Consider the following 21,934-nt stretch of genomic DNA (forward strand, 5'->3'; position numbering starts at 1 on the left):
ATAATATTTAGAAAAAATGTCATCATATAGCCAAGATTTCAGAGATATCGTAATAACTAAATATAAAGAAGGCCTAACAGACAAAGAGCTAAGTAATTTTTTTAATATAGATATCCGTACTACTAGATCTTGGATAAACTTATACGAGACAACTGGTGATTATAAATCTAAGCAAGGCTTGGGTTGCGGTAGAGTAGCAACCTTTACAGATAAGGAAGCGATAGAAAGCTACTTAAGAACATATCCAGATGCAATGGCTTTAGATATTAGAGAAGCATTAGCTCCTGAAATACCTAGAAGCACATTTTATGATTGTCTTACCAGACTTGGTTTTAGTTTTAAAAAAAGACACCTAAATATAAGCAAAGAAAAGAACAAGATAGGCAAAGTTTTATAGAGGTTGTTGAGACTATTGAACCTAACAAACTTGTATATTTAGATGAAATGGGTATGGATAATAAACAGTCTGTACTAAGAGGATGGTCTCTTGTTGGTAAACCTAGCTATGGTGAAGTTATTGCTTATCAAACTCAGAGAAAAAGTATAGTTGCTGGTTATAACTATTTAGAAAAGAAGATTATAGCACCGCTAGAGTATACTGGATATACAGATACTCAAATTTTTAATCAGTGGTTTGAAGAGCATTTATGTCCTGAGTTAATTCCAAAGACTACTGTTGTTATGGATAATGCTAGTTTTCATAAGTCTCCTAAATTGGCTAAAATAGCAGAGAAGTTTGATATACAGATACTATACCTTCCTGCTTATTCTCCTGATTTAAATCCTATAGAAAAAATTTGGGCCAATTTTAAAAGAATTTTAAGAAAAGTAAATAATTCTTTTGATAATTTATCTGATGCTATTACTCACGTCTTTAGCACAATATTATCAGATTAACTATATATGGGGAAGATGGAGATGATTACTTACATGGAGGTAGTCAGTCAGATATTCTTTATGGTGGAGAAGGAGACGACACACTAATAGGAGATAATATAATCACTTCGGAGGTTGGTTATAAAAGATTTACTTTTGATGCTAGGAAGAAGGAAGCAAAATATAATAAGGGAGATGATATATTGGCTGGAGGCAGAGGTAACGATACTCTAGCTGGAGGTTATGGTAGTGATACTTATATTTTTAATAAAGGAGATGGAGTAGATACTATAACGGAGATGTTATCAAATGATTATGCTAAAACGGTATATGAGAGTGATGTTAGAGATACCATTAAGTTTGGCGAAGGTATATCAGCGGATGATTTAAATTTTAAATATAATGGTAATGATGTCCATGTGACTTTTAGCGGTTCTGATACAGATAAATTAATTTTTAAAGATTTCCAAGGAACTACATTAGATAGATTTGAATTTGCAGATGGCTATATTTTACATAAATCAGATATTAAAATTGGTACAGACTCAGAGGATACTTTAATAGGGAATGCTAATGATAATATTATAAATGGTAATGATGGTGAGGATATTATTACTGGAGGAAAAGGAGATGATATTATCACTGGTGGTCAGGGAGCTGATGTTTATAATTATTCACTTGGTGATGGTAATGATACTATAAATCTAGTAAAAGATAATGCCATAGATACTCTGAAACTTAATGATATATCTAGAGATCAGATATCATTAGTCAAAACAGGTGATGATTTGCAGATTAACCTTAGTGAGGCAATGAGTTCGGTGAATTTAAAAAATTATTTTGATGAGCAGTTTGAAGGTAATGATTTAATTATAGATGCTAATGATGAATTTCAGATATTCTTATCAAAAAACTCAGTTAAGATAGCAGATGTATTATCTAGTATGATAACTAATGATGATGGAGGAAATGTTGAAGACACTAGTCAAGTTAGTACAAGAGTAGATGCTGCACAATTAGCAGATTTATGGATTCCAAAGAAAGATCAAAGTGCATAAATATTTCCGCAATATGATACTAAGATTTCTGATGTTTATATTTTTAAAATATCTTTCAAAAAATACCTATAACTAAGAGCTTAGATGCAGTAAAATATTTAGCAATAAATAATAAAATAAATACTTTTCTATGAAAAATGATAAACCTAATTTTGAAGATGTTACAGAGGCGTTAAAGGTAATGCATGCTTTGACAACCTCTTCAGAAGCTCATGGACTTCTCTGTGCGCTATTTAGCTTTGGGGCAGAAGTTAAATTTACAGCTTGGTCTGATTCACTTATGACAAAGCCTATTGAAGAAGGAGATCTTATATTTGCCTCAGCTCTGCAAACTATGAAAAAACTATATGATTATACTAGGTCGCAGTTTGATGAGAAAGGACTTACTTTTGATTTATTTATTCCTGAAGATGATGAACCTCTAAGCTATAGAGCAGAAGCTCTAACTTATTGGATTAGAGGTTTTTTATCAGGTGTGGGATTATTCGGTTTAGATTTTGAGAGTTCAAAAGACAAAGAAATTAAAGAAGCAATCCATGATTTGATGCAAATATCATATATGGATTATGATTCTCTAGGTCAAGATGAAAGTTGTGAGGATGATTTTATGGAGTTACTCGAATATACTAAAGTAGCTGTTTTACTTATAGATAGTGAAAAAGTTTAGGCATTAACGTGAGTGAAAAATTTGATATAGCTGTTGTTGGTGGTGGAATAGTTGGTTTGTTAACTTCATTAGCTCTGGCTAAAACAGGTTGTAAAATTGTTCATATAGAAAAAGATCAGCTTGAAGTTAAAAATGATAATAGAAGTATAGCTGTATCATATTCATCAATAGCTTTTCTTAATACTCTTGAATTATGGGATAAAGTTGCAATCACATCTCAGGCAATAAAAAAAGTTCATATTTCTGATAAAGGTAGGTATGGTCGGGCAGAGATTTTTGCTAAAGATGAGGATCTACCGTTTTTAGGAGCTATTATCCCGATGCAAGAGTTATTAAGAGCTGCTATGCAAAAGGTTGCTAATAATTCAAATATTATAAAATATTTTGAAACTGAGGTTGTAGCTCTACAAAAAAATGATGGCAAATATTCATTAGTTGTAGATCAGAATAAGGTTAAAAAATCAATAGCTGCAAAGCTTGTTATCGCTTGTGATGGAGTAAATTCAAGTATACGTAAAATGCTTAATATAGGAGCAGATACTATAGATTACAAACAAGATGCAGTTGTTTTTGATATTCAAACAGATCTTAGTAATGACAATACTGCTTTTGAAAGGTTTATGAGCGATGGTGTGCTTGCGATGTTACCAAAATCAAAAACTACTATGGGTTGTGTCTGGACTGTCGATAGAGATGATTCAAAGGTAAAATTAGCATTGGATATAAATGACTTTGAAGAGCTGGTTCAAGATAGATTTGGTTTTAGATTAGGGAAAATTAGACTAGTTGCAAAGCCAGCTATTTTTCCTTTATATCTTGTTCAATCAAAGGATATTTACAAGGATAATGTCTTATTTTTTGGTAATGCTTTACATTTTTTACATCCGGTATCAGGCCAGGGGATGAATTTAAGTATTAGAGATATAGGTTTTTTATATGATTTGCTTGCAAAAAGTAAGTTTTCAAAAAGTACTGTTGAAAATGTATTAAAAGAGTTTGCTAAAGCTAGAAAGCCAGATCATGATAGAACGATTGGCGTTACACATGGCTTTGTTAAATGGTTTGTTTCTAATGATAGTAGGTTAGTAACTAGTAGAAATGTTGGATTACATTTATTACAAAGAAGTAAGATAGCTAAAAAAGTTTTATCACGAGTGATGATGGGTAAACTTAGTAAAGGTTCAACTTTGATGAGAAAGGTGGTTGAAGATGAGCGTTAAAAATATTCAAAAAGATGTTGTAATTGTAGGTGCTGGCATGGTTGGGTTAAGCCTAGCTTTAGCGCTACACAAAAACGGCTTACAAGTTGCTCTTATAGAGGCGGGTGAGCTTAGTGGCAAAGCTTTAAGTACAAATCGAATTGAAACAAGAGTTAGTGCGATAAATCACACATCAAAGAAGTTGCTACAAGATTTGGGTATATGGAATATTGTTAAAAATAATCGTATTTCACCATATTATCAAATGAAAGTTTGGGATGATGAACCTAGTCAAAGTATCAATATCACAGCTGAGGAGATTGCTGAGCATAGTCTAGGAACTATCATAGAAAATAATGTAATAACGCAAGCTTTAATTGAAAAAATCAATGACACTGGTATTGAGATTTTCACTAATCAAAAAATTGAAAAAATCCAAAAAAATGGCAATACTGAAAAAATAATCTTAGCAGATAAAATTATTGAAACTGGCTTGGTTGTGGGAGCTGATGGCGCAAACTCTTTTGTGCGAGATTATTTTAATTTTGAGACTAAGATCAAACCATACAAGCATACTGCCATAGTTGCAACACTTAAGCTTGAAAAAGAACATCATCAAACAGCGTACCAAAGATTTTATGATAAAGGAGTATTGGCATTTTTGCCTTTGCAAGACCCGTATAAAATATCGATAGTTTGGTCTATAGAATCTAACTATGCTAACTTTTTGATGAGTTTAACTGATGAGAAGTTTGAAGTAGAGTTGGCAAAAGCTATTGGTAATCTGCTTGGAGATGTAAAGCTTTTATCAAAGAGATTCCGTTTTGAGCTTATCCAACGCCATGCCACTAGCTATGCAAAAGATAATGTTGTATTAGTTGGTGATGCCGCACATACTATCCACCCGTTGGCGGGTCAAGGAGTTAATATTGGTTTTAAAGATGTGGTAGCTTTGACAGGAGTAGTAAGTGAGGCTTTTGCTAAAGGTAGACTAATTGGACATCTATCAACTTTAGATAAATATCAGCGTGAAAGAAAACTTGATAATACTAAAATGATGGTTTTGATGAAGTCATTTAAAGAAGTCTTTGGTAGTGATAATGAGTATCTTAAAAAAGCTCGTAGAGCTGGGTTAGAATTTGTTGATAAAAATAGTATCGTAAAAAAATTAGTAGTAAAACAAGCGCTATAAAGATAAGAGCTGTAATTCTAAATACAGTACTTATTTTATTAATTTTAGGGTAAAAAAACTATGTTTAAAATATTTAAAAACACTATAAACATAAAATATTTTTCATACTTTTTAATTAGTAGTATAGTAGTATTTGGAGTCGTTAACATGGCAGGTACAGCGAATAATCAACCTGTTGATACTGCCTTAGACAACAGCGTGAAAACATTCATACAAGAATATAATATTCCTGGTGTTGTTCTAAGTGTCAAACTGCCTGGCCATGTAACTAAGACTTTTGCTGCTGGGGTTGCTAATATTTATACTGGGAAGTTAATGGCTCCTAATACGCTTTTCCCAGTAGGAAGTATTACAAAATCTTTCACTAGTGCTGCAATCTTGGAGCTCGTTGATCAGCACAAACTAACTTTACAAACAACTCTTTCAGAAATTGCAAGCAAACACCCCGGGGAATTAAGTAAACTTATCAAAAACTACCCTCAGCTCCACGGAATCACGATACTAGAGCTTTTAAACCATACTAGTGGACTTCCTGATGCACTAACTACTAAAGCATATGAAAATAAATTTAAATCCACACCTTTGAAACATTGGGACAGCAAATCACTTATTAGACTAGCTTTTCAACAAAACATATTATTTCCTCCAGGTACACCAGGAAAATTCTACTACAGCAATACGGACTACATCTTAGCACAAATGGTATACAACACTGTCTCTAAAACTCCTCTTAGTAAAGCCATCGATTCACTCCTGATTAAAATGGGTGTAACTGATTATTTTTATCCAAGTAATGAACATAGTCCAGTTCCGATGTCGATTACTAATCAAATATCACAAGGATACATGCCAGAAAATCCCTATTGGCCTGCTAATTTAATGAACGTGTTTAGAAAATACCCAAGGGTCTATATCAAAAATGGAAAGCAATCTGAGCTAGCCTACAACGTTACTCCTATTGATATTTCACAGTCATTCATTGCACCCGCAGCAGGAGGTATTATAATGAGTGTTCCCGATATAGTTAAGTGGTATGATGCACTTTTTATAGATAAAACAATTTTGCCTAATGATGCATTGATAAAAATGCTAAAAGGGGTACCAACACATGATGGATATAAGTATGGCCTTGGTATTACAAAATGATATATTAAGAAATATAATGTTGAAGTGTATTCTCATACTGGTAGTAATTTTGGATTTAATACGAACGTTATATATATTAAAGATCATAACATAGTCATATCTGCGGCTATCAATGCGCAAAAAGACTTTCTAAGGTTTAATAAAGGATTGATTCCTAATGTATTGAACATACTAAAAACATATGGCTATTTGACCTAACTATAAGGAATGAACCAGGAAAATTGAATTTAAATTTACCAATTAATCTCAATTAGCTATTAAAAAAGAATCACGAATTTTATTTTATTGTTTTCTAATTAATTTTGACAGTATTATTGTAACTAATTTACTATTCTTATATTGCTATTTATCAATAGCTAAATGTTTTCGATCAAATATTTTAAAGAACTATAATTATAAAATTTTATATATAGTAAGGCTATATCTCGGTTTAAAATAAAAAATTAATGAAATTAAGGTTATTAATCACACAACATTTAAATTATTTAAAGTTAATTATTAATTATGGTACAATCTGAATTTAATGTTATTAATCTAAATATCTTGCAATTTTAACTTAAGGAAAAATTTATATGAGAAATTATATGATACTTGAATCAACCATCGATGGCTTGATTAATTGTATTTTAACTGTGCGTGATAAGATGAAATGTATGAATCAGATGGAGACCTATTTAAAATATGGGGATAAAATGGTTGATGAATTTGAGAATCGTAGGCCAGTCGATTATCGAAACAAATTTAAAGCTTCTTAATTCTAATAGGTCAGAATATGGTTTAGGTACTTTTACTTACAATTATTTTAAAAAACGAAATATTAATTTAGATCAATTTATTAATGTAATCCAATTTATATTTTCTAAATTAAATTCTCGAGAAGAAACTGTTGAAAACTCAGAGATACGAGCAGGAATTTATAGTATATTTTCAGTGTTACCAGGGTTAGCCTCAACATATAATAATTATAGTTAATCCGATAGTTATTTGACAATAATGTTATAATATTTAGAAAAAATGTCATCATATAGCCAAGATTTCAGAGATATCGTAATAACTAAATATAAAGAAGGCCTAACAGACAAAGAGCTAAGTAATTTTTTTAATATAGATATCCGTACTACTAGATCTTGGATAAACTTATACGAGACAACTGGTGATTATAAATCTAAGCAAGGCTTGGGTTGCGGTAGAGTAGCAACCTTTACAGATAAGGAAGCGATAGAAAGCTACTTAAGAACATATCCAGATGCAATGGCTTTAGATATTAGAGAAGCATTAGCTCCTGAAATACCTAGAAGCACATTTTATGATTGTCTTACCAGACTTGGTTTTAGTTTTAAAAAAAGACACCTAAATATAAGCAAAGAAAAGAACAAGATAGGCAAAGTTTTATAGAGGTTGTTGAGACTATTGAACCTAACAAACTTGTATATTTAGATGAAATGGGTATGGATAATAAACAGTCTGTACTAAGAGGATGGTCTCTTGTTGGTAAACCTAGCTATGGTGAAGTTATTGCTTATCAAACTCAGAGAAAAAGTATAGTTGCTGGTTATAACTATTTAGAAAAGAAGATTATAGCACCGCTAGAGTATACTGGATATACAGATACTATACCTTCCTGCTTATTCTCCTGATTTAAATCCTATAGAAAAAATTTGGGCCAATTTTAAAAGAATTTTAAGAAAAGTAAATAATTCTTTTGATAATTTATCTGATGCTATTACTCACGTCTTTAGCACAATATTATCAGATTAACTATATGACGAGTTTTGGTGAGCGTGGATTTGACATACAGGAGTTTGTTACTCCTTTTGAGCAAGGAATGGAGTATGAACGTCAAAATAATGAACGAAAAAGTATAGGTCATTTTAGTAAAGATGCTTCACAGATTAAGAAAGAACTTGGTCGTTATGCAAAATCTATATATGGCTATTACGATATGCCACAATTAATAGCAGATTTACCTACCAAAGGCGAAGAAATTATTACAAAATTCTATCAATCTTATGTAACTTCTATAAAAAAATCTCAAGCATTAGAAATTCCTATTAATCTTAATTTTGAAAAAAATGAGACGGAACTGATTTCAGGGCTAAAAATGTTTCTTATAACTATTAATAAACATCAGAAAGAAATGGATATATATAGCAAGATGCTAGATCCTGTGGTTTTAGAGCAAAATCTGTTAACCCTAGGGTATAAGCTGAAAAATACTGAACAATTAGAGAGATTGTGGAGTTACCAAAAATTTAAATTTGGTTGGCAACAAACAGAGATAGGATCCTTACAATTAGTGTCCTTAATAATATGTGTGAGATCTATTTTAAGCAATCTTTTAATGTCTAATTTGAAACGTGATGTATTTATGGGAAATGTAAGTCAGTCGATTATCGAAACAAATTTAAAGCTTCTTAATTCTAATAGGTCAGAATATGGTTTAGGTACTTTTACTTACAATTATTTTAAAAAACGAAATATTAATTTAGATCAATTTATTAATGTAATCCAATTTATATTTTCTAAATTAAATTCTCGAGAAGAAACTGTTGAAAACTCAGAGATACGAGCAGGAATTTATAGTATATTTTCAGTGTTACCAGGGTTAGCCTCAACATATAATAATTATAGTTAATCCGATAGTTATTTGACAATAATGTTATAATATTTAGAAAAAATGTCATCATATAGCCAAGATTTCAGAGATATCGTAATAACTAAATATAAAGAAGGCCTAACAGACAAAGAGCTAAGTAATTTTTTTAATATAGATATCCGTACTACTAGATCTTGGATAAACTTATACGAGACAACTGGTGATTATAAATCTAAGCAAGGCTTGGGTTGCGGTAGAGTAGCAACCTTTACAGATAAGGAAGCGATAGAAAGCTACTTAAGAACATATCCAGATGCAATGGCTTTAGATATTAGAGAAGCATTAGCTCCTGAAATACCTAGAAGCACATTTTATGATTGTCTTACCAGACTTGGTTTTAGTTTTTAAAAAAGACACCTAAATATAAGCAAAGAAAAGAACAAGATAGGCAAAGTTTTATAGAGGTTGTTGAGACTATTGAACCTAACAAACTTGTATATTTAGATGAAATGGGTATGGATAATAAACAGTCTGTACTAAGAGGATGGTCTCTTGTTGGTAAACCTAGCTATGGTGAAGTTATTGCTTATCAAACTCAGAGAAAAAGTATAGTTGCTGGTTATAACTATTTAGAAAAGAAGATTATAGCACCGCTAGAGTATACTGGATATACAGATACTCAAATTTTTAATCAGTGGTTTGAAGAGCATTTATGTCCTGAGTTAATTCCAAAGACTACTGTTGTTATGGATAATGCTAGTTTTCATAAGTCTCCTAAATTGGCTAAAATAGCAGAGAAGTTTGATATACAGATACTATACCTTCCTGCTTATTCTCCTGATTTAAATCCTATAGAAAAAATTTGGGCCAATTTTAAAAGAATTTTAAGAAAAGTAAATAATTCTTTTGATAATTTATCTGATGCTATTACTCACGTCTTTAGCACAATATTATCAGATTAACTATATGAAGATTATGGATCATTCCAATTTGAACAAATTCAGAAATTTATCGACAAACTTTATAGTGAGATTCCTAGGTCTAGATTAAATTTATCAAAAGGTGGTGGGAGAATTAAAGTTCGTAGTCAGATTCATGAAGGTTTGGAGATTATTTTAGAATCTTTATATGATGCTCAAAACGGATTAATGGTTAAAGAGATTCTTTCAAAGAACGAAATGGATGATTTCCTTAGTTTTTTACCTTTAGGGGATAATTTTGCTCATTCCTTGAAGGTTGGTTATGACACTATAATTGGTGGGACTCCTACATCTGTGATTCTCAATACGAAAAAAGGTAATAAATAGAGACATTGTTGAGCTACTAATTTAATTGGATTGTAGAATTAATATCGATTAATATTAATATCCAACTTTTTTTGTAATTTTTCTATATAAGAAAATTCGATTTTTTTGATGATTAGAATACTCTTACCAGAGTTACCCATCCTACCGGTTCGACCTGCTCGATGTTGATAGTCTTCTGGCTTTGAAGGGATATCATAGTTTATTACAAAATCAACATCATTAATATCAAGTCCTCTAGCAGCAACATCAGAGGCGACTAAAACTTTAATTTGTCCATTTTTAAATTTTCTGATTGTATTAGCTCTATCGATTTTATTTTGTTCTCCATGAATTGAACCAACCTCAGATTCTAGCTTATCTATTTTTTTTGTGACAAAATTAACATCGTTGTTTCTATGTAAAAATACTATAGATTTAGCGGGGGATATTTTGTTTAGCAGGCTTCGTAAAGTATCTGTTTTACGATTACCATCAGCAATGATGTAACTATGTTGGATAGTTTCTTCTTCTTTTGAGTTATCAATAAGTTCTAGGTTTTCAATAAAATTATTAGCAACATCAAAAGCATGGTTTTTGATAGTTGCAGAGCCTAGTATATATTGTAAGTTAGTATTTTTAGATATTATTTGTTTTAGAGTTTTTAAGCTATCATCTTCAAGCATGCGATCAGCTTCATCAATGATACAGTATTTTAAATGATCTGCTTTTAGCTTTTTCTGATCTACAAGCTCTAAGATTCGTCCAACAGAACCAACAATAATATTTGGTTTTTTCTTTAGTTTTTCTTTTTGCCTTTCTATGGATGCTTTACCTATCAAAGCTAATGATTTAATACCTATACTTGAAAAAGTTTCGTTTATGAAGTTGCTAATCTGAATTGCTAACTCATGAGTGGGTGTAAAAAATACAACTTGTGTTAGAGATTTTTTTTCTACTATTAGTTTATTTATAATTGGTAAAATATAGGCCAATGTTTTACCACTCCCAGTTGGTGATTTCAGCCAAATATTATTTCCAGCTGATATTTTTTCAAAGCTTAAGATTTGTGAGTTTGCAGGAGTTTTGATATTTTTATTTTTTAATGTATCTAGAATATCTTGATTTATTTGTAGGTCTGAAAATAACATAAATATTTATATATAAATTGTAAATTGTCGTATCTACGCATAATAACATATTAGATTGAAAATGACCTAAATTGTTATATCAATTATCTAAGTTATGATAATATTTCGCTCAGAAAGTTAAAAAAAAAATTACTAAATGAAAACAGATGATTTTGATTACAAATTACCAGAAGGATTAATTGCTAGTTATCCGTTAGAAAATAGAGACGCTAGTAGGCTTTTAAAATTAAATAAACAAACAGGTGAGATAATAAATCACAAATTTACAGATTTTATTGACTTTATAACGGATAAAGATTTATTAATATTCAATAATAGTAAAGTTATGTTAGCTAGACTTTATGGTGAAAAAAGTACAGGAGCAAAACTTGAATATTTAATAGAAAGAATAAAAGCACCAAAAATTTTTGAAACACATATTAGAGCAAATCGCTCACCAGCTATTGGTAGTGAGATATATGTCCAAGATACTCTTGCAAAAGTGCTAGAAAAAGATGGTGGAATGTATCAATTAGAGTTGCAAGGTGATAAAAATATCTATGAGATAATGGAAGAATTTGGGCATATTCCACTACCTCCATATATGAATCGTGAAGATGAGGAATTTGATGCTGAACGTTATCAAACTGTATATGCTAAAGATCTTGGCTCAGTTGCAGCACCAACAGCAGGTTTGCATTTTTCAGATGAGTTAATGAAACAAATTAAAAGTAAAGGGGTAGACACTGCATATGTTACGCTTCATGTTGGCTCTGGAACTTTTAAGCCGGTACAGGTTGATGATGTAGATAATCATAAAATGCATTCAGAAGTTGTATCTGTGCCGGAAGATGTTTGTCAGAAAATTAAGCAAACAAAAGCAAATGGTGGTAGGGTAATAGCAGTAGGGACAACCTCAGTACGCTCACTTGAGACAGCAGCTCAATCTGGTGAGATTCAACCTTTTCAGGGTGAGACAGATATATTTTTATATCCTGGCAAGAAGTTTAATATTATAGATGCAATGATTACTAATTTTCATTTACCGAAGTCGACACTTATTATGTTAGTAAGTGCATTTGCAGATAAAGAAAAAATCATGGGTGCATATCAGCACGCTATCGCTGAAAAATATAGATTTTTTAGTTACGGTGATGCTATGTTTATTTATTGACTAGACTGTATAATAAAAGTTGTTAAATAGGAGTTTTAATATTTAAGTTCACTTTATGAAATGGAGATACTTATGCAAAAAAATGGTAAGGAAATTTTAAATTATTTTTTAAATACATTTGAAATTGAATATGTTTTTGGTAACCCAGGCACTACAGAAACCACCTTTTTGGATGTGATTTCAAAAAATAATAATTGTGAATATATCTTGGGTTTACACGAGTCTGTAGCAACAGGAGTTGCCGCAGGATATGCTCTAGAAAGTGGTAAGCCAGCTATTTTAAATATACACACATACCCAGGTTTAGCAAATGCAATGAGCAATATGTTTAATGCATATGCTGCAGGGATCCCTCTTTTTGTTATAACTGGACAACAAAATAGAAACCATCTTATTCATAAGCCGATTTTATCAGGCGATTTAATGGAGTTAGCTAAAACTGCAACTAAAGCACAATATGAAGTACAACATATATCTGATTTAAATATAGCTCTTCAAAGGTGTTATTTAGAATCATTAGAATCTAAGGCTCCAACTTTTTTATCTATTCCAATGGAAATTTATACTGATGAGTGTGATACGGGATATTTCAAGCCAACTAAGCTGATAAATGACACTCAAGCTTTAGGTCTAGATGATATAAATGATTTGCTGGAAAAATGCAAAAACAAAATAGCTTTTGTAGTTGATGCTGAAGCAGTTTGGAGTAATAAAATTAAAGTAAATTTAAGTGAAATAAGCACTAAATTAGATACTGATATATATTTGGCACCATTTTCTTTGAAGACATCAATTGATGTTAATATTTCAAATTATAAAGGGGTTATACCTGCTGTTTCTTCAGAAGCTAATGATTTATTATCTAACTATGAAATTATTATTTTATTAGGTGAAAAAATTCAGTCATTTTTATATAATGAAAAGCAGACAATACCAGAAAAATGCACTTTAATTCAATTTAGTAATGGAAATATAAGAACTAGATATGACTATCCTTTTGATTATGTTGTTAGAGGGGATATCGGTAGTAATTTAGAGATAATTAATAATTTTTTTAAAGATAATAATTTACAAAATAATAATTCTCTTTTACTTAGAGAAGAAATTAATTTGGATAAAAGTAGCTTGTTGTTCAATATATTAAATTATTCTGCTCGTGATATTGCTATAGTAATTGAAGGTTCTACTAATCAAACATTAATAGAGGAGATAACTTATTTCCTAAAATTTTCAAGGGTTTATTATGAGCCTCGAGGAGGCGCATTAGGTATGGCTATGCCTCTAGCTGTTGGTGTTTCTTTGCATAGTAAAAAACATAGTATTTGTTTCGTTGGTGATGGAGGAAGCATGTATTCAATTCACAGTATTTGGACCGCTGCACGATATAATATTCCTGTAATATTTATATGCACTATTAATAATGAATATAAGATCTTAAAAGAGTTGTGGCATCTACAAGTTCCAGCAACTCCAGAACAATCATATATTGGAATGGATATTACAAATCCTGAATTAGATTTATGTAGTATTGCTAGAGGTTTCGGTGCTCAAATTATTAAAGTTAATAAAAACAACTATAAAGAAGCCTTAGATCAGGCTCTGAAATTTAAAGGACCAACATTTATAGCCATATCTAGCAATGAGAGTTGATTGTTTAAATTTACTATATTTTTTAGCTTTTAGTTATATTCTTAAGGAGAGAAATGAAAAAAGCATTCTTTTTTGATATTGATGGAACCTTGGTATATGAGAAAAAAGGTCATCTTTTTGTCTCAGATAAAAATATTCAAGCTATAAAAAGCTTAAGAAGAAAAGGCTATAAAACTTTTATAGCTACAGGCCGGACACAAGGCTTTATCCCATCAGCAGTGTTAGAAATACCTATGGATGGTTTTATCACAGCTAATGGTTCTGTTGTTAGAGTTCAGGATGAACTTATTTATGAGAAACTTTTTCCACAAAATGCGATAGATAAAGTCTTAGAATTTTGTGAAAAGCATAATCATGATTGGCTTTTTGAAGGAAAGTTTGCTTATGTTAATAATATTGAATCTGATGATCTTAGTTATTTTTATAATAATGTTGTTGTTAACAGAGATAAAATTATTACAACACATAATCTGTATAATGTAACGATTTATAATGCCTTAGTGTTAGGTAAAAAAGTTGATTCAGTAGCTTTGCAGCATACGTTAGGTAATGATTATGTTATAGCACCACATAATGAAAATGGTTATGTTGATTGTTATTTGGCAGGCCATACAAAGGCAGATGGAATTGATAAAGTGGTTGAAAACTTAGGGTTAGAAGACTATCAGATTTATGCATTTGGTGATGGTAATAATGATTTGGAAATGTTTGATCGAGTCGATATCGCAGTTGCTATGGAAAATGCTTCAGAACAATTAAAAGAAAAAGCAAATATAATAACTAAAGCCAACTACCATGATGGTGTATATCATGCTTTAGTTAAGCTAAAGTTGATATAGATATTTAAGTTAAATAAGGAGTATTTATAAGTGCTAATTATAATGTTGATTTTTATAATTGTAGGCCTTTTGGTGGGGGTTTTAGCAGGACTTTTTGGTTTTGGAGGAGGTCTAATAGTTGTCCCAGCAGTGGCTACATTTATAACTATTTATAAGCCAGAATTTATTGCTAATAATATGCATATTGCAATAGCTACATCTTTATTTGCGATGGTTTTCACATCTTTAACAACGACATATATTCATTATAGGGCAAAAAATATTCTTTGGAAAATTGCTTTTAAATTAAAATGCGGACTAGTCGTAGGAACTATCTTTGGTGCAGCTATTACTAGCTATCTTTCTAGTGGATTTTTAAGGATTTTATTTATTCTATTTTTGATATATACGATCATAAAGTTAGGCTTGAAATTATTTTCTACAACAAAACATAAATTTCTTAAAAATAAAGATGAAGAAATTGAGCCGGCAACAAGGGTGTTGTATACATATGGTCTTATAACAGGTTGTATAGCTGTCTTACTTGGAATTGGAGGGAGTGTAATAATAGTACCTTTTTTACGCCAGTATAATTATACGCTTACAAAAGCAGCGGCAATAGCTACTGCTATTACTCCATTTTTAGCATTATTTGGAGCTATTTCTTATATTATTATTGGTTATAATGCAGTAGATATTCCAGAATATTGTCTAGGGTTTATATATATTCCTGCAGCTCTTGGTATTATTATCGGGGCTTTTGTTGGCTCGTCAATAGGTGTTAAATTAGCTGGAAAAATACCACAGCAGGTGCAAAATTGGTTTTATTTAGGATTTATAAGTTTAATATTATTTATTATGATTTTTTAACTATAGTCTGTCTTGGTTTAGTGAATGCTAAAATATAAAATAAGGGAGCATTTATTAAAGCGATTATATATTTTATAACTAAAGTTGAGATTATTATTTCAAGAGTGTATTCCATAGGTATTACACCAGCTAATGCAAAACCGCATGTAATTAAAGATGTGTCCAGTATTTGAGATATTAAAGTTGAACCGGTATTTCTGAGCCAAAGCCATTTTATATCAGAGCTATAGCTTTTAATTTTAGAGTATATTAGAACATCAAAAAGTTGTGATATTAGATAAACAAGGTTGCCTATGATCACAGCCTTTAGGGCACCTCCATTGATTGAGAAAAATAAATTTAAACTATCATTTGCAGAGTTGTAGAACTGATCATTTAGGCTCACAAATAGAGTGGAAATAAACATTAAAAGAACAAATGAAAGTCCAAAAAATATTGATTTTAATACAGCCCTTCTGGCTTCTTGCTTGCCATATTTTTCATTAAGTAGATCATTTGCGGTAAAGATTCCACCAAACATTACATTGCCTAATGTTGCCATAATATGAAATCCTGCAATATCATATGATACACCTTTATTTACCTGGATATTTGCAGCTATTACGCTCATTACAATAAAAATGTGTAAACCTTTTTTACCAAATAGTTTATATGCAAGAAATAAAATAAAAAAATCTATAAATGTAAATAATATTAGAATATCAAAGTTAGTCATGTTTTTCCTTGTAGTTTTGTTTACCCTGGAGAGTTACGAACAGGGGAATAAAAATCTGCTATAATATAGCAAAAATACCTATTAATAACAACTATATTCTAGAGAGGATTATTATGAGATTTGCCCATGTGATGTTACGAGTTAAAGATTTAGATAAAGCACTAGATTTCTATACAAATATTTTAGGAATGACTATCCAAAAGAAGATGGATAATGAAGAGTATAAGTATACTTTAGTGTTTTTAGGTTATGGAAAAATATCTGATCATACTGTTTTAGAGCTTACTTATAATTGGGGTGATCATGAATATGATCATGGTAATGCATTTGGTCATCTATGTATGCAAGTTGACGATGTTTATAAAGCTTGTGAAGCTGTTAAAGTAAAAGGAGGTGTAGTTACTCGTGAAGCAGGACCTTTAAAAGGTGGATCACAGATTATAGCATTTATAAAAGATCCAGATGGTTATCAAATAGAGCTTATTGAAAAAGCCTAATGGAGAACTGTATAGCGAAACAAAAAACGCTAAGTGTATTGATAATAAGAGGTTACTATAGTAAGGGTGATACGGTTGAGCATGTCAGTGTTGATGGTATAAAAGTTAAAGTAACTACAGTTGCCTTGGGACGACCAGTTTTTGTTAAAAGAAAGCTAAGAAGAATCATTGATAAATATGATATTAACTCAGGTAATTATGACCTTATTTATGCCATATCTATGTCTGCGGGTATTTCTTCTCTTATTGATGAGACTTTTTATGAAAAACTTCATTTAATTACACCGTTTTTTATTCATCATAAAACAATGAGAGTACTTAGAAAAGTTAAGATTAGAAAAATGCTAGGAGCATATTTTTTATTATTTATTAATGGTAAATTAGGTAGGTTTAACAAAAAAATTAGGGTTACTCTTGCTGAGAAAGATACTATCGTTGATAATAAGTTTTTTGAAAGTACATGGGGTAGAGTTAGTCTTATCGAAGACATTGATCATACTTTAAGTAAGGAAATTGTTGATGATATTGTTAGAAAAGATATTGAAGAGCTTCAAAAGAAGTAGCCATTATTGGCTTTATAGTTTATATGCTACAGCTCTCAACCTAACATAATCAGCATACCAACAGCCATCTTTATATAAATCAGGTTTAGCAAGCTTTTCAGCGTAGTTCAGAAATCCATCAATATCATCTATCTTATTTAATAAATTTATTCTAAAGGTTTTAACCCAATTTTTAAAGCCACTCAAACCTTCTAGTAAAGTTGGTCTTTCAAACAATATGGCATATTTTACTATAAAGCCATTTTTTTCAAGCAATGAACTGTACTCTGAAATACTAGGGTAAAAATTATCTAAATTATAGTTTTTTAAACCGTATTTATGTGAAGCTGCATCTAAACTAGATAGTAAGTTTTTTATATTGTTTTTACCACCCATTTCAAATACAAATTTACCATCTTTTTTTAATATATTGTTGATGTTTTTTATAACGGCTGTAGGATTTGTCATCCAGTGAAGAGCCGCATTTGAAAAAACCGCATCAAAGCTTTCAGAATCAAATTGTAAATTGTGCTGTGCATCAGCGTATTTAAACTTTATATCCGGATAATTTTTTTGTGCTTGTTCTAGCATACTTGTTGATATATCAACACCAGTAACATCACAGCCTTTTAATTTAATTTCATTTGATAGCTCACCAGTTCCACATCCTAAGTCTAGGATTTTTTGTCCTTTGGAAGGTGCTAAAAGTTCAACGATTTCGTTGCCATAGTTAGTAACGAATTTCCCTATTGAATTATATGATTTTGATTCCCATAAATTATTATTACTCATAATATTGCTCCTTTTTTATTCTTTTGAAATATTAGAATGATGCATTAGCCAGTATATTAAAAGTCCCCAGATTCCAAATATTAATCCAACTAGAATCCATATGTTTTTGGGTAATAATATAGTAGTAATTCTTTTGTTTAAAATTCTTGGAATATCTTTGGCAATACTCAGGCCACAGAAGATATGGATTAAGACACTAAAAGCTGTGATAATTGGTAAAGAATTATTTATTAAGGTTGCCGATATATAGTTAATATCCATGTAAAAGCCTTTTAAAATACTAGTTTTGCGTGTTCTGCTGAATGATATGTATTATTGTAGTGATCTCTAATGATTTCAATAGTTTCATCTATACTATCTACCAAATGTAGAATTGTGAGATCATTTCTATCAATAACACCATTTTCAACCATGGTGGTTTTTATCCAATCCATTAAACCACCCCAAAAATGTTTGCCAAAAAGTATAACAGGCATATATGCTTTTTTTTTGGTTTGAACTAATGTGGTGATATCAAAGAGCTCATCCATAGTACCAAAACCGCCTGGCATTACTATATATGCCATAGAATGTTTAATAAACATTGCTTTACGAGTGAAGAAGTATCTATAAATTAGACTGATATCTTGATATTGATTTGGCTTTTGTTCATGTGGTAGGGTTATATTTAGACCAACACTTGGTGACCCTCCTTTGGAAGCGCCTTTATTGCCAGCTTCCATAATACCTGGCCCACCGCCAGTAATTACGGTAAAACCATGGTTTGATAGCAATTCAGCAAGTTCTACTGATTCTGCATAATACTTATTATCCTCTTTTATTCTAGCAGAGCCAAAAATACTTATAGCTGGGGTTAGATTATCTAAACGCTCATATCCTTCAACTAATTCAGCAGTTATTTTCATAATGTTCCAGGTTGCTTTAGCCCTATCGAATGTTACCTCTCCATTATGTGAAGGAACTATTTTTTTGTTTTTATATTTCATTTAGTGACCTATATAAAATTAAACTAGTGTTTTAGTCTGTGATTAATTATAATTATACCCATTAGTTTACAATATTTACACTATATAAATTTTTGTGATTATATGGTGTGTTTTTTTAGTTTAAATAAAAATCCACAAGGGAGATTAAAACATGGGTTTTCTAGCAGGAAAAAAGATATTGATTACAGGTCTTTTGAGTAATAAATCAATTGCATACGGTATTGCGAAAGCTATGCATAGAGAGGGTGCAGAACTTGCTTTTACATATGTTGGCCAGTTTAAAGAAAGGGTAGAGAAAATTGCTGCTGAATTTAATCCAGCTGCAGTTTTGCGTTGTGATGTGACCTCTGATCAAGAAATCAAAGATTTATTTATAGATCTTGGCAAAGTATGGGATGGTTTGGATGGTATTATTCATTCAATAGCATTTGCACCACGTGATCAGTTAGAAGGTAATTTTATTGATTGTGTAAGTCGTGAAGGATTTAACATTGCTCATGATATTAGTGCTTATTCATTTGCAGCGCTTGCAAAAGAAGGCCGAGGTATGATGAAGGATAGAAATGCTTCTATGGTTGCTCTTACTTATATTGGTGCTGAAAAAGCTATGCCTAGCTATAATACTATGGGTATTGCAAAAGCTTCTCTTGAGGCTACAGTTAGATATACAGCTCTTGCATTAGGTGAAGAAGGAATAAATGTAAATGCAGTATCTGCTGGTCCAATTAAGACTTTAGCAGCATCGGGAATTTCAAATTTTAAGAAAATGCTTGATTATAATGCGATGGTTTCACCACTTAAAAAGAATGTCGATATTATGGAGGTAGGTAATACTGTTGCTTTCTTATGTTCAGATATGGCTTCAGGTATTACAGGAGAAGTTGTCCATGTAGATGCTGGTTACCATTGTGTAAGTATGGGTAATGTTTTATAATAATGTTTTATTTTTTTAATAAATGTTATAAAGCTAAATAGAAGGTACTTAAAATATGAAGAAAAGAATTCCACTAACAATCGCGTTAACAGCTTCAATGTCTTTTGGAGTTGCTTTAGCTCAGGATCAAGCAGCAGATACATCAGTTATTTCTGCACAAAGTGGTTCTGTAGATTTAAAAGCTAATGGAAATAAAGATACGACTAATTCAGCAAAATTGTCAGAGGGATCTTGTTCTGCTGAATCTGGAAAATGCTCAAGTGGATCTTGTGGTTAATGATAAGAAAACCCAAGGTATAGGTTTAAAATTTAAACATCAATCACTACTTTCAACCACAAAAATAGAAGGTATTGATTTTTTAGAACTCGCACCAGAAAATTGGATGAACCTTGGTGGTTACAAAAGAGATTTTTTAGATAAAGTATCTGAAATATATCCACTTATTGCCCATGGCTTAAACCTATCTATAGGTGGTTTTCAACCATTAAATATTAATTTTATAAATCAAGTTAAATTATTTCTTGATAGATATGATATAGAAATATATAGTGACCATTTATGTTTTACAGATGATGAGAATGGTTATTTATATGATCTATTACCAGTTCCTAGAGAAAAAAATAATATTGACTATTTATGTAGTAGAATTCAGCAAGTTCAAGATATCATTAAGAGACCTCTGGTTTTAGAGAATATATCTTATTATCATGAGTATAATCAGGATATGCCAGAGATTGAATTTATTAATAGTATTTTGAATAGAAGTGGAGCAAAGTTGCTTTTAGATATTAATAATGTTTATGTTAATGGTAATAATCATGGTTATGATCCATATGATTTTATCGATAGCATTAATTCAAAAAATATTAGTTACTATCATATAGCCGGTCATAATAAAAAAGAAGATTTTATTATAGATACTCATGGTAAGAATGTTATTAAAGAAGTAAAAAGTCTTGCTCGATTTGCAGTAAAAAAACACGGTTGGCATCCATTCTTATTAGAAAGAGATAATTTTGTTCCAGAACTTAGTGAACTTGTTTCAGAGCTTAATGAAATAACTAATTACATAGATAATAGAATATAGTTTAAAATGGATATATCAAAAGATCTAAAATTAAAAATGCAGAGTTTCACTCATCTTATTAGAAACGGTAATACAGAAGAAAAACCAATCAAGATGTATAGAGATTTTATTGTAGGTAATATATACGGTGTAATACAGAATACATTTTCATATTTTGATTTTTACGCAGATGAAAAGTTGAAAAATATTCTTATAGAGTTTTTTTTACTAAAAAATAAAAATTTAGCACCTGAGTTTCATCAGATAGCCACAGAAATTTTGAATTGTTCAAAAGAAATAGCTATGCCAGAAATATTAAGAAAGCTAATTGAGTTTGAATGGTTAGTTTTTGATACTGAAATAGCTGATTGTATTATTGATACTGATACTAAACCATTTACCAATATCAAAGGGTATGAAGATATTGTTCGAATAGAAATTAACCCTAGCCTTACTATTGTAACCCTACCTTTTGATATTAGTAAGCTTGGAAAAATAGCAATACTTGAAGATAAAGAAAGTTTTTTTTATTGTGTTTGTCGTAATATAAATCATAGAGTAATTTTTCAAAAACTTAATCAATTAGAATATGCCTTAATTAATAGTTTAGCTAATATAGGAGTAGCAACTTTTGAAATAGATGATTTTCAGAGAATTGACGATAGTAGTAAAGATACATTATTACAGAGTATGTATGCATGGCATGCTAGAAATATTATCAAAATTAAAACTAAAAAATAAA

General features: G+C 30.6%; 25 protein-coding genes and 2 pseudogenes. 22 read left to right on the top strand and 5 right to left on the bottom strand.

Annotation, left to right across the window (positions count from 1 at the left end; translation table 11 throughout):
* Positions 1 to 16 precede the first annotated feature (16 nt).
* From ACR0PV_RS03545 to ACR0PV_RS03600, 12 genes and pseudogenes are all read left to right on the top strand, one after another.
* Positions 17 to 897, top strand: a protein-coding gene (locus ACR0PV_RS03545) for an IS630 family transposase (protein WP_488172194.1) whose coding sequence is annotated in 2 segments (ribosomal slippage) — positions 17 to 341 and positions 341 to 897 — 882 coding nt in all. Because the reading frame shifts where the segments join, the coding sequence is not laid out codon by codon here.
* Positions 898 to 899: 2 nt separating this feature from the next.
* Positions 900 to 980 (top strand): annotated as a pseudogene (locus ACR0PV_RS03550) (hypothetical protein); the annotation flags it as partial.
* 99 nt (positions 981 to 1,079) lie between these two features.
* Positions 1,080 to 1,934 carry a calcium-binding protein gene (locus tag ACR0PV_RS03555; protein ID WP_488173610.1) on the top strand — a complete coding sequence of 285 codons (855 nt, stop codon included), beginning with the start codon at positions 1,080 to 1,082 and terminating at the stop codon, positions 1,932 to 1,934.
* 130 nt (positions 1,935 to 2,064) lie between these two features.
* On the top strand, positions 2,065 to 2,601 hold the full coding sequence (locus tag ACR0PV_RS03560; protein ID WP_488173611.1) for a UPF0149 family protein: 537 nt from the start codon (positions 2,065 to 2,067) through the stop codon (positions 2,599 to 2,601).
* Positions 2,602 to 2,609: 8 nt separating this feature from the next.
* Positions 2,610 to 3,821: an FAD-dependent monooxygenase gene (locus tag ACR0PV_RS03565; protein ID WP_488173612.1), complete on the top strand. Its 1,212-nt coding sequence runs from the start codon at positions 2,610 to 2,612 to the stop codon at positions 3,819 to 3,821.
* A complete protein-coding gene (locus ACR0PV_RS03570; protein WP_488173613.1) occupies positions 3,811 to 4,992 on the top strand; it encodes a UbiH/UbiF/VisC/COQ6 family ubiquinone biosynthesis hydroxylase in 1,182 nt (393 codons plus the stop codon). Before ACR0PV_RS03565 ends, ACR0PV_RS03570 begins: the two co-directional genes overlap by 11 nt.
* Before the next feature lie 60 nt (positions 4,993 to 5,052).
* Positions 5,053 to 6,138, top strand: a complete 1,086-nt coding sequence (locus ACR0PV_RS03575; RefSeq protein ID WP_488173614.1) for a serine hydrolase domain-containing protein — start codon at positions 5,053 to 5,055, stop codon at positions 6,136 to 6,138.
* Between the two features lie 696 nt (positions 6,139 to 6,834).
* A complete protein-coding gene (locus ACR0PV_RS03580; RefSeq protein WP_488173615.1) occupies positions 6,835 to 7,110 on the top strand; it encodes a hypothetical protein in 276 nt (91 codons plus the stop codon).
* 42 nt (positions 7,111 to 7,152) lie between these two features.
* Positions 7,153 to 7,896 (top strand): annotated as a pseudogene (locus ACR0PV_RS03585) (transposase).
* Entirely contained in the window at positions 7,856 to 8,773 is a 918-nt protein-coding gene (locus tag ACR0PV_RS03590) for a hypothetical protein (protein ID WP_488173616.1), read from the top strand. The pseudogene ACR0PV_RS03585 and the gene ACR0PV_RS03590 overlap by 41 nt, the downstream one beginning before the upstream one ends.
* Positions 8,774 to 8,815: 42 nt before the next feature.
* Positions 8,816 to 9,696, top strand: a protein-coding gene (locus tag ACR0PV_RS03595; RefSeq protein ID WP_488172153.1) for an IS630 family transposase whose coding sequence is annotated in 2 segments (ribosomal slippage) — positions 8,816 to 9,140 and positions 9,140 to 9,696 — 882 coding nt in all. Because the reading frame shifts where the segments join, the coding sequence is not laid out codon by codon here.
* 216 nt (positions 9,697 to 9,912) lie between these two features.
* On the top strand, positions 9,913 to 10,041 hold the full coding sequence (locus ACR0PV_RS03600) for a hypothetical protein (RefSeq protein ID WP_488173617.1): 129 nt from the start codon (positions 9,913 to 9,915) through the stop codon (positions 10,039 to 10,041).
* Positions 10,042 to 10,079: 38 nt separating this feature from the next.
* Here ACR0PV_RS03600 and ACR0PV_RS03605 read toward each other — a convergent pair whose 3' ends face one another.
* Positions 10,080 to 11,168 (bottom strand): DEAD/DEAH box helicase, encoded by a 1,089-nt coding sequence (locus ACR0PV_RS03605; protein WP_488173618.1) that lies wholly within the window; start codon positions 11,166 to 11,168, stop codon positions 10,080 to 10,082.
* 136 nt (positions 11,169 to 11,304) lie between these two features.
* Here ACR0PV_RS03605 and queA point away from each other — a divergent pair, with 136 nt between their 5' ends.
* From queA to ACR0PV_RS03625, 4 genes are all read left to right on the top strand, one after another.
* The gene (queA, locus tag ACR0PV_RS03610) at positions 11,305 to 12,321 is read left to right on the top strand and encodes a tRNA preQ1(34) S-adenosylmethionine ribosyltransferase-isomerase QueA (RefSeq protein WP_488173619.1); all 1,017 of its coding nucleotides are present in this window, start codon (positions 11,305 to 11,307) and stop codon (positions 12,319 to 12,321) included.
* 72 nt (positions 12,322 to 12,393) lie between these two features.
* On the top strand, positions 12,394 to 13,971 hold the full coding sequence (locus ACR0PV_RS03615; RefSeq protein ID WP_488173620.1) for a thiamine pyrophosphate-binding protein: 1,578 nt from the start codon (positions 12,394 to 12,396) through the stop codon (positions 13,969 to 13,971).
* A gap of 53 nt (positions 13,972 to 14,024) precedes the next feature.
* Positions 14,025 to 14,810: a Cof-type HAD-IIB family hydrolase gene (locus tag ACR0PV_RS03620; RefSeq protein WP_488173621.1), complete on the top strand. Its 786-nt coding sequence runs from the start codon at positions 14,025 to 14,027 to the stop codon at positions 14,808 to 14,810.
* Positions 14,811 to 14,840: 30 nt separating this feature from the next.
* Entirely contained in the window at positions 14,841 to 15,659 is an 819-nt protein-coding gene (locus tag ACR0PV_RS03625) for a sulfite exporter TauE/SafE family protein (RefSeq protein ID WP_488173622.1), read from the top strand.
* Here ACR0PV_RS03625 and ACR0PV_RS03630 read toward each other — a convergent pair.
* Positions 15,646 to 16,374 (bottom strand): queuosine precursor transporter, encoded by a 729-nt coding sequence (locus ACR0PV_RS03630; protein ID WP_488173623.1) that lies wholly within the window; start codon positions 16,372 to 16,374, stop codon positions 15,646 to 15,648. The genes ACR0PV_RS03625 and ACR0PV_RS03630 overlap by 14 nt on opposite strands.
* 113 nt (positions 16,375 to 16,487) lie before the next feature.
* On the opposite strand from ACR0PV_RS03630, the gene gloA reads away from it, so the two are divergent.
* Positions 16,488 to 16,871, top strand: coding sequence for a lactoylglutathione lyase (gene gloA, locus ACR0PV_RS03635; RefSeq protein WP_488173624.1), 384 nt, complete (start codon positions 16,488 to 16,490; stop codon positions 16,869 to 16,871).
* The gene (locus ACR0PV_RS03640; protein ID WP_488173625.1) at positions 16,871 to 17,434 is read left to right on the top strand and encodes a hypothetical protein; all 564 of its coding nucleotides are present in this window, start codon (positions 16,871 to 16,873) and stop codon (positions 17,432 to 17,434) included. Before gloA ends, ACR0PV_RS03640 begins: the two co-directional genes overlap by 1 nt.
* A gap of 12 nt (positions 17,435 to 17,446) precedes the next feature.
* Here the strand turns inward: ACR0PV_RS03640 and ACR0PV_RS03645 are convergent, their stop codons facing one another.
* From ACR0PV_RS03645 to ACR0PV_RS03655, 3 genes are read right to left on the bottom strand one after another with little or no spacing between them, the layout of a single operon-like run.
* Entirely contained in the window at positions 17,447 to 18,205 is a 759-nt protein-coding gene (locus ACR0PV_RS03645; RefSeq protein ID WP_488173626.1) for a class I SAM-dependent methyltransferase, read from the bottom strand.
* A gap of 15 nt (positions 18,206 to 18,220) precedes the next feature.
* A complete protein-coding gene (locus ACR0PV_RS03650; protein ID WP_488173627.1) occupies positions 18,221 to 18,466 on the bottom strand; it encodes a hypothetical protein in 246 nt (81 codons plus the stop codon).
* Positions 18,467 to 18,477: 11 nt separating this feature from the next.
* Positions 18,478 to 19,191 carry an LOG family protein gene (locus ACR0PV_RS03655; RefSeq protein ID WP_488173628.1) on the bottom strand — a complete coding sequence of 238 codons (714 nt, stop codon included), beginning with the start codon at positions 19,189 to 19,191 and terminating at the stop codon, positions 18,478 to 18,480.
* A 151-nt stretch (positions 19,192 to 19,342) separates the two neighbouring features.
* Here ACR0PV_RS03655 and ACR0PV_RS03660 point away from each other — a divergent pair, with 151 nt between their 5' ends.
* Genes ACR0PV_RS03660 through ACR0PV_RS03675 form a run of 4 tightly spaced genes read left to right on the top strand, consistent with a single transcriptional unit; the run spans position 19,343 to position 21,933 of the window.
* Complete coding sequence (locus ACR0PV_RS03660; protein ID WP_488173629.1) at positions 19,343 to 20,125, top strand: enoyl-ACP reductase FabI; 783 nt, start codon at positions 19,343 to 19,345, stop codon at positions 20,123 to 20,125.
* Between the two features lie 55 nt (positions 20,126 to 20,180).
* Entirely contained in the window at positions 20,181 to 20,402 is a 222-nt protein-coding gene (locus tag ACR0PV_RS03665) for a hypothetical protein (RefSeq protein WP_488173630.1), read from the top strand.
* The gene (locus ACR0PV_RS03670) at positions 20,386 to 21,213 is read left to right on the top strand and encodes an MbnB/TglH/ChrH family RiPP precursor modification enzyme (RefSeq protein WP_488173631.1); all 828 of its coding nucleotides are present in this window, start codon (positions 20,386 to 20,388) and stop codon (positions 21,211 to 21,213) included. Before ACR0PV_RS03665 ends, ACR0PV_RS03670 begins: the two co-directional genes overlap by 17 nt.
* A gap of 36 nt (positions 21,214 to 21,249) precedes the next feature.
* Positions 21,250 to 21,933, top strand: a complete 684-nt coding sequence (locus tag ACR0PV_RS03675; protein ID WP_488173632.1) for a putative DNA-binding domain-containing protein — start codon at positions 21,250 to 21,252, stop codon at positions 21,931 to 21,933.
* The last annotated feature ends 1 nt before the right edge of the window (position 21,934 follow it).

The organism is Francisella sp. AG1, from assembly GCF_057683165.1.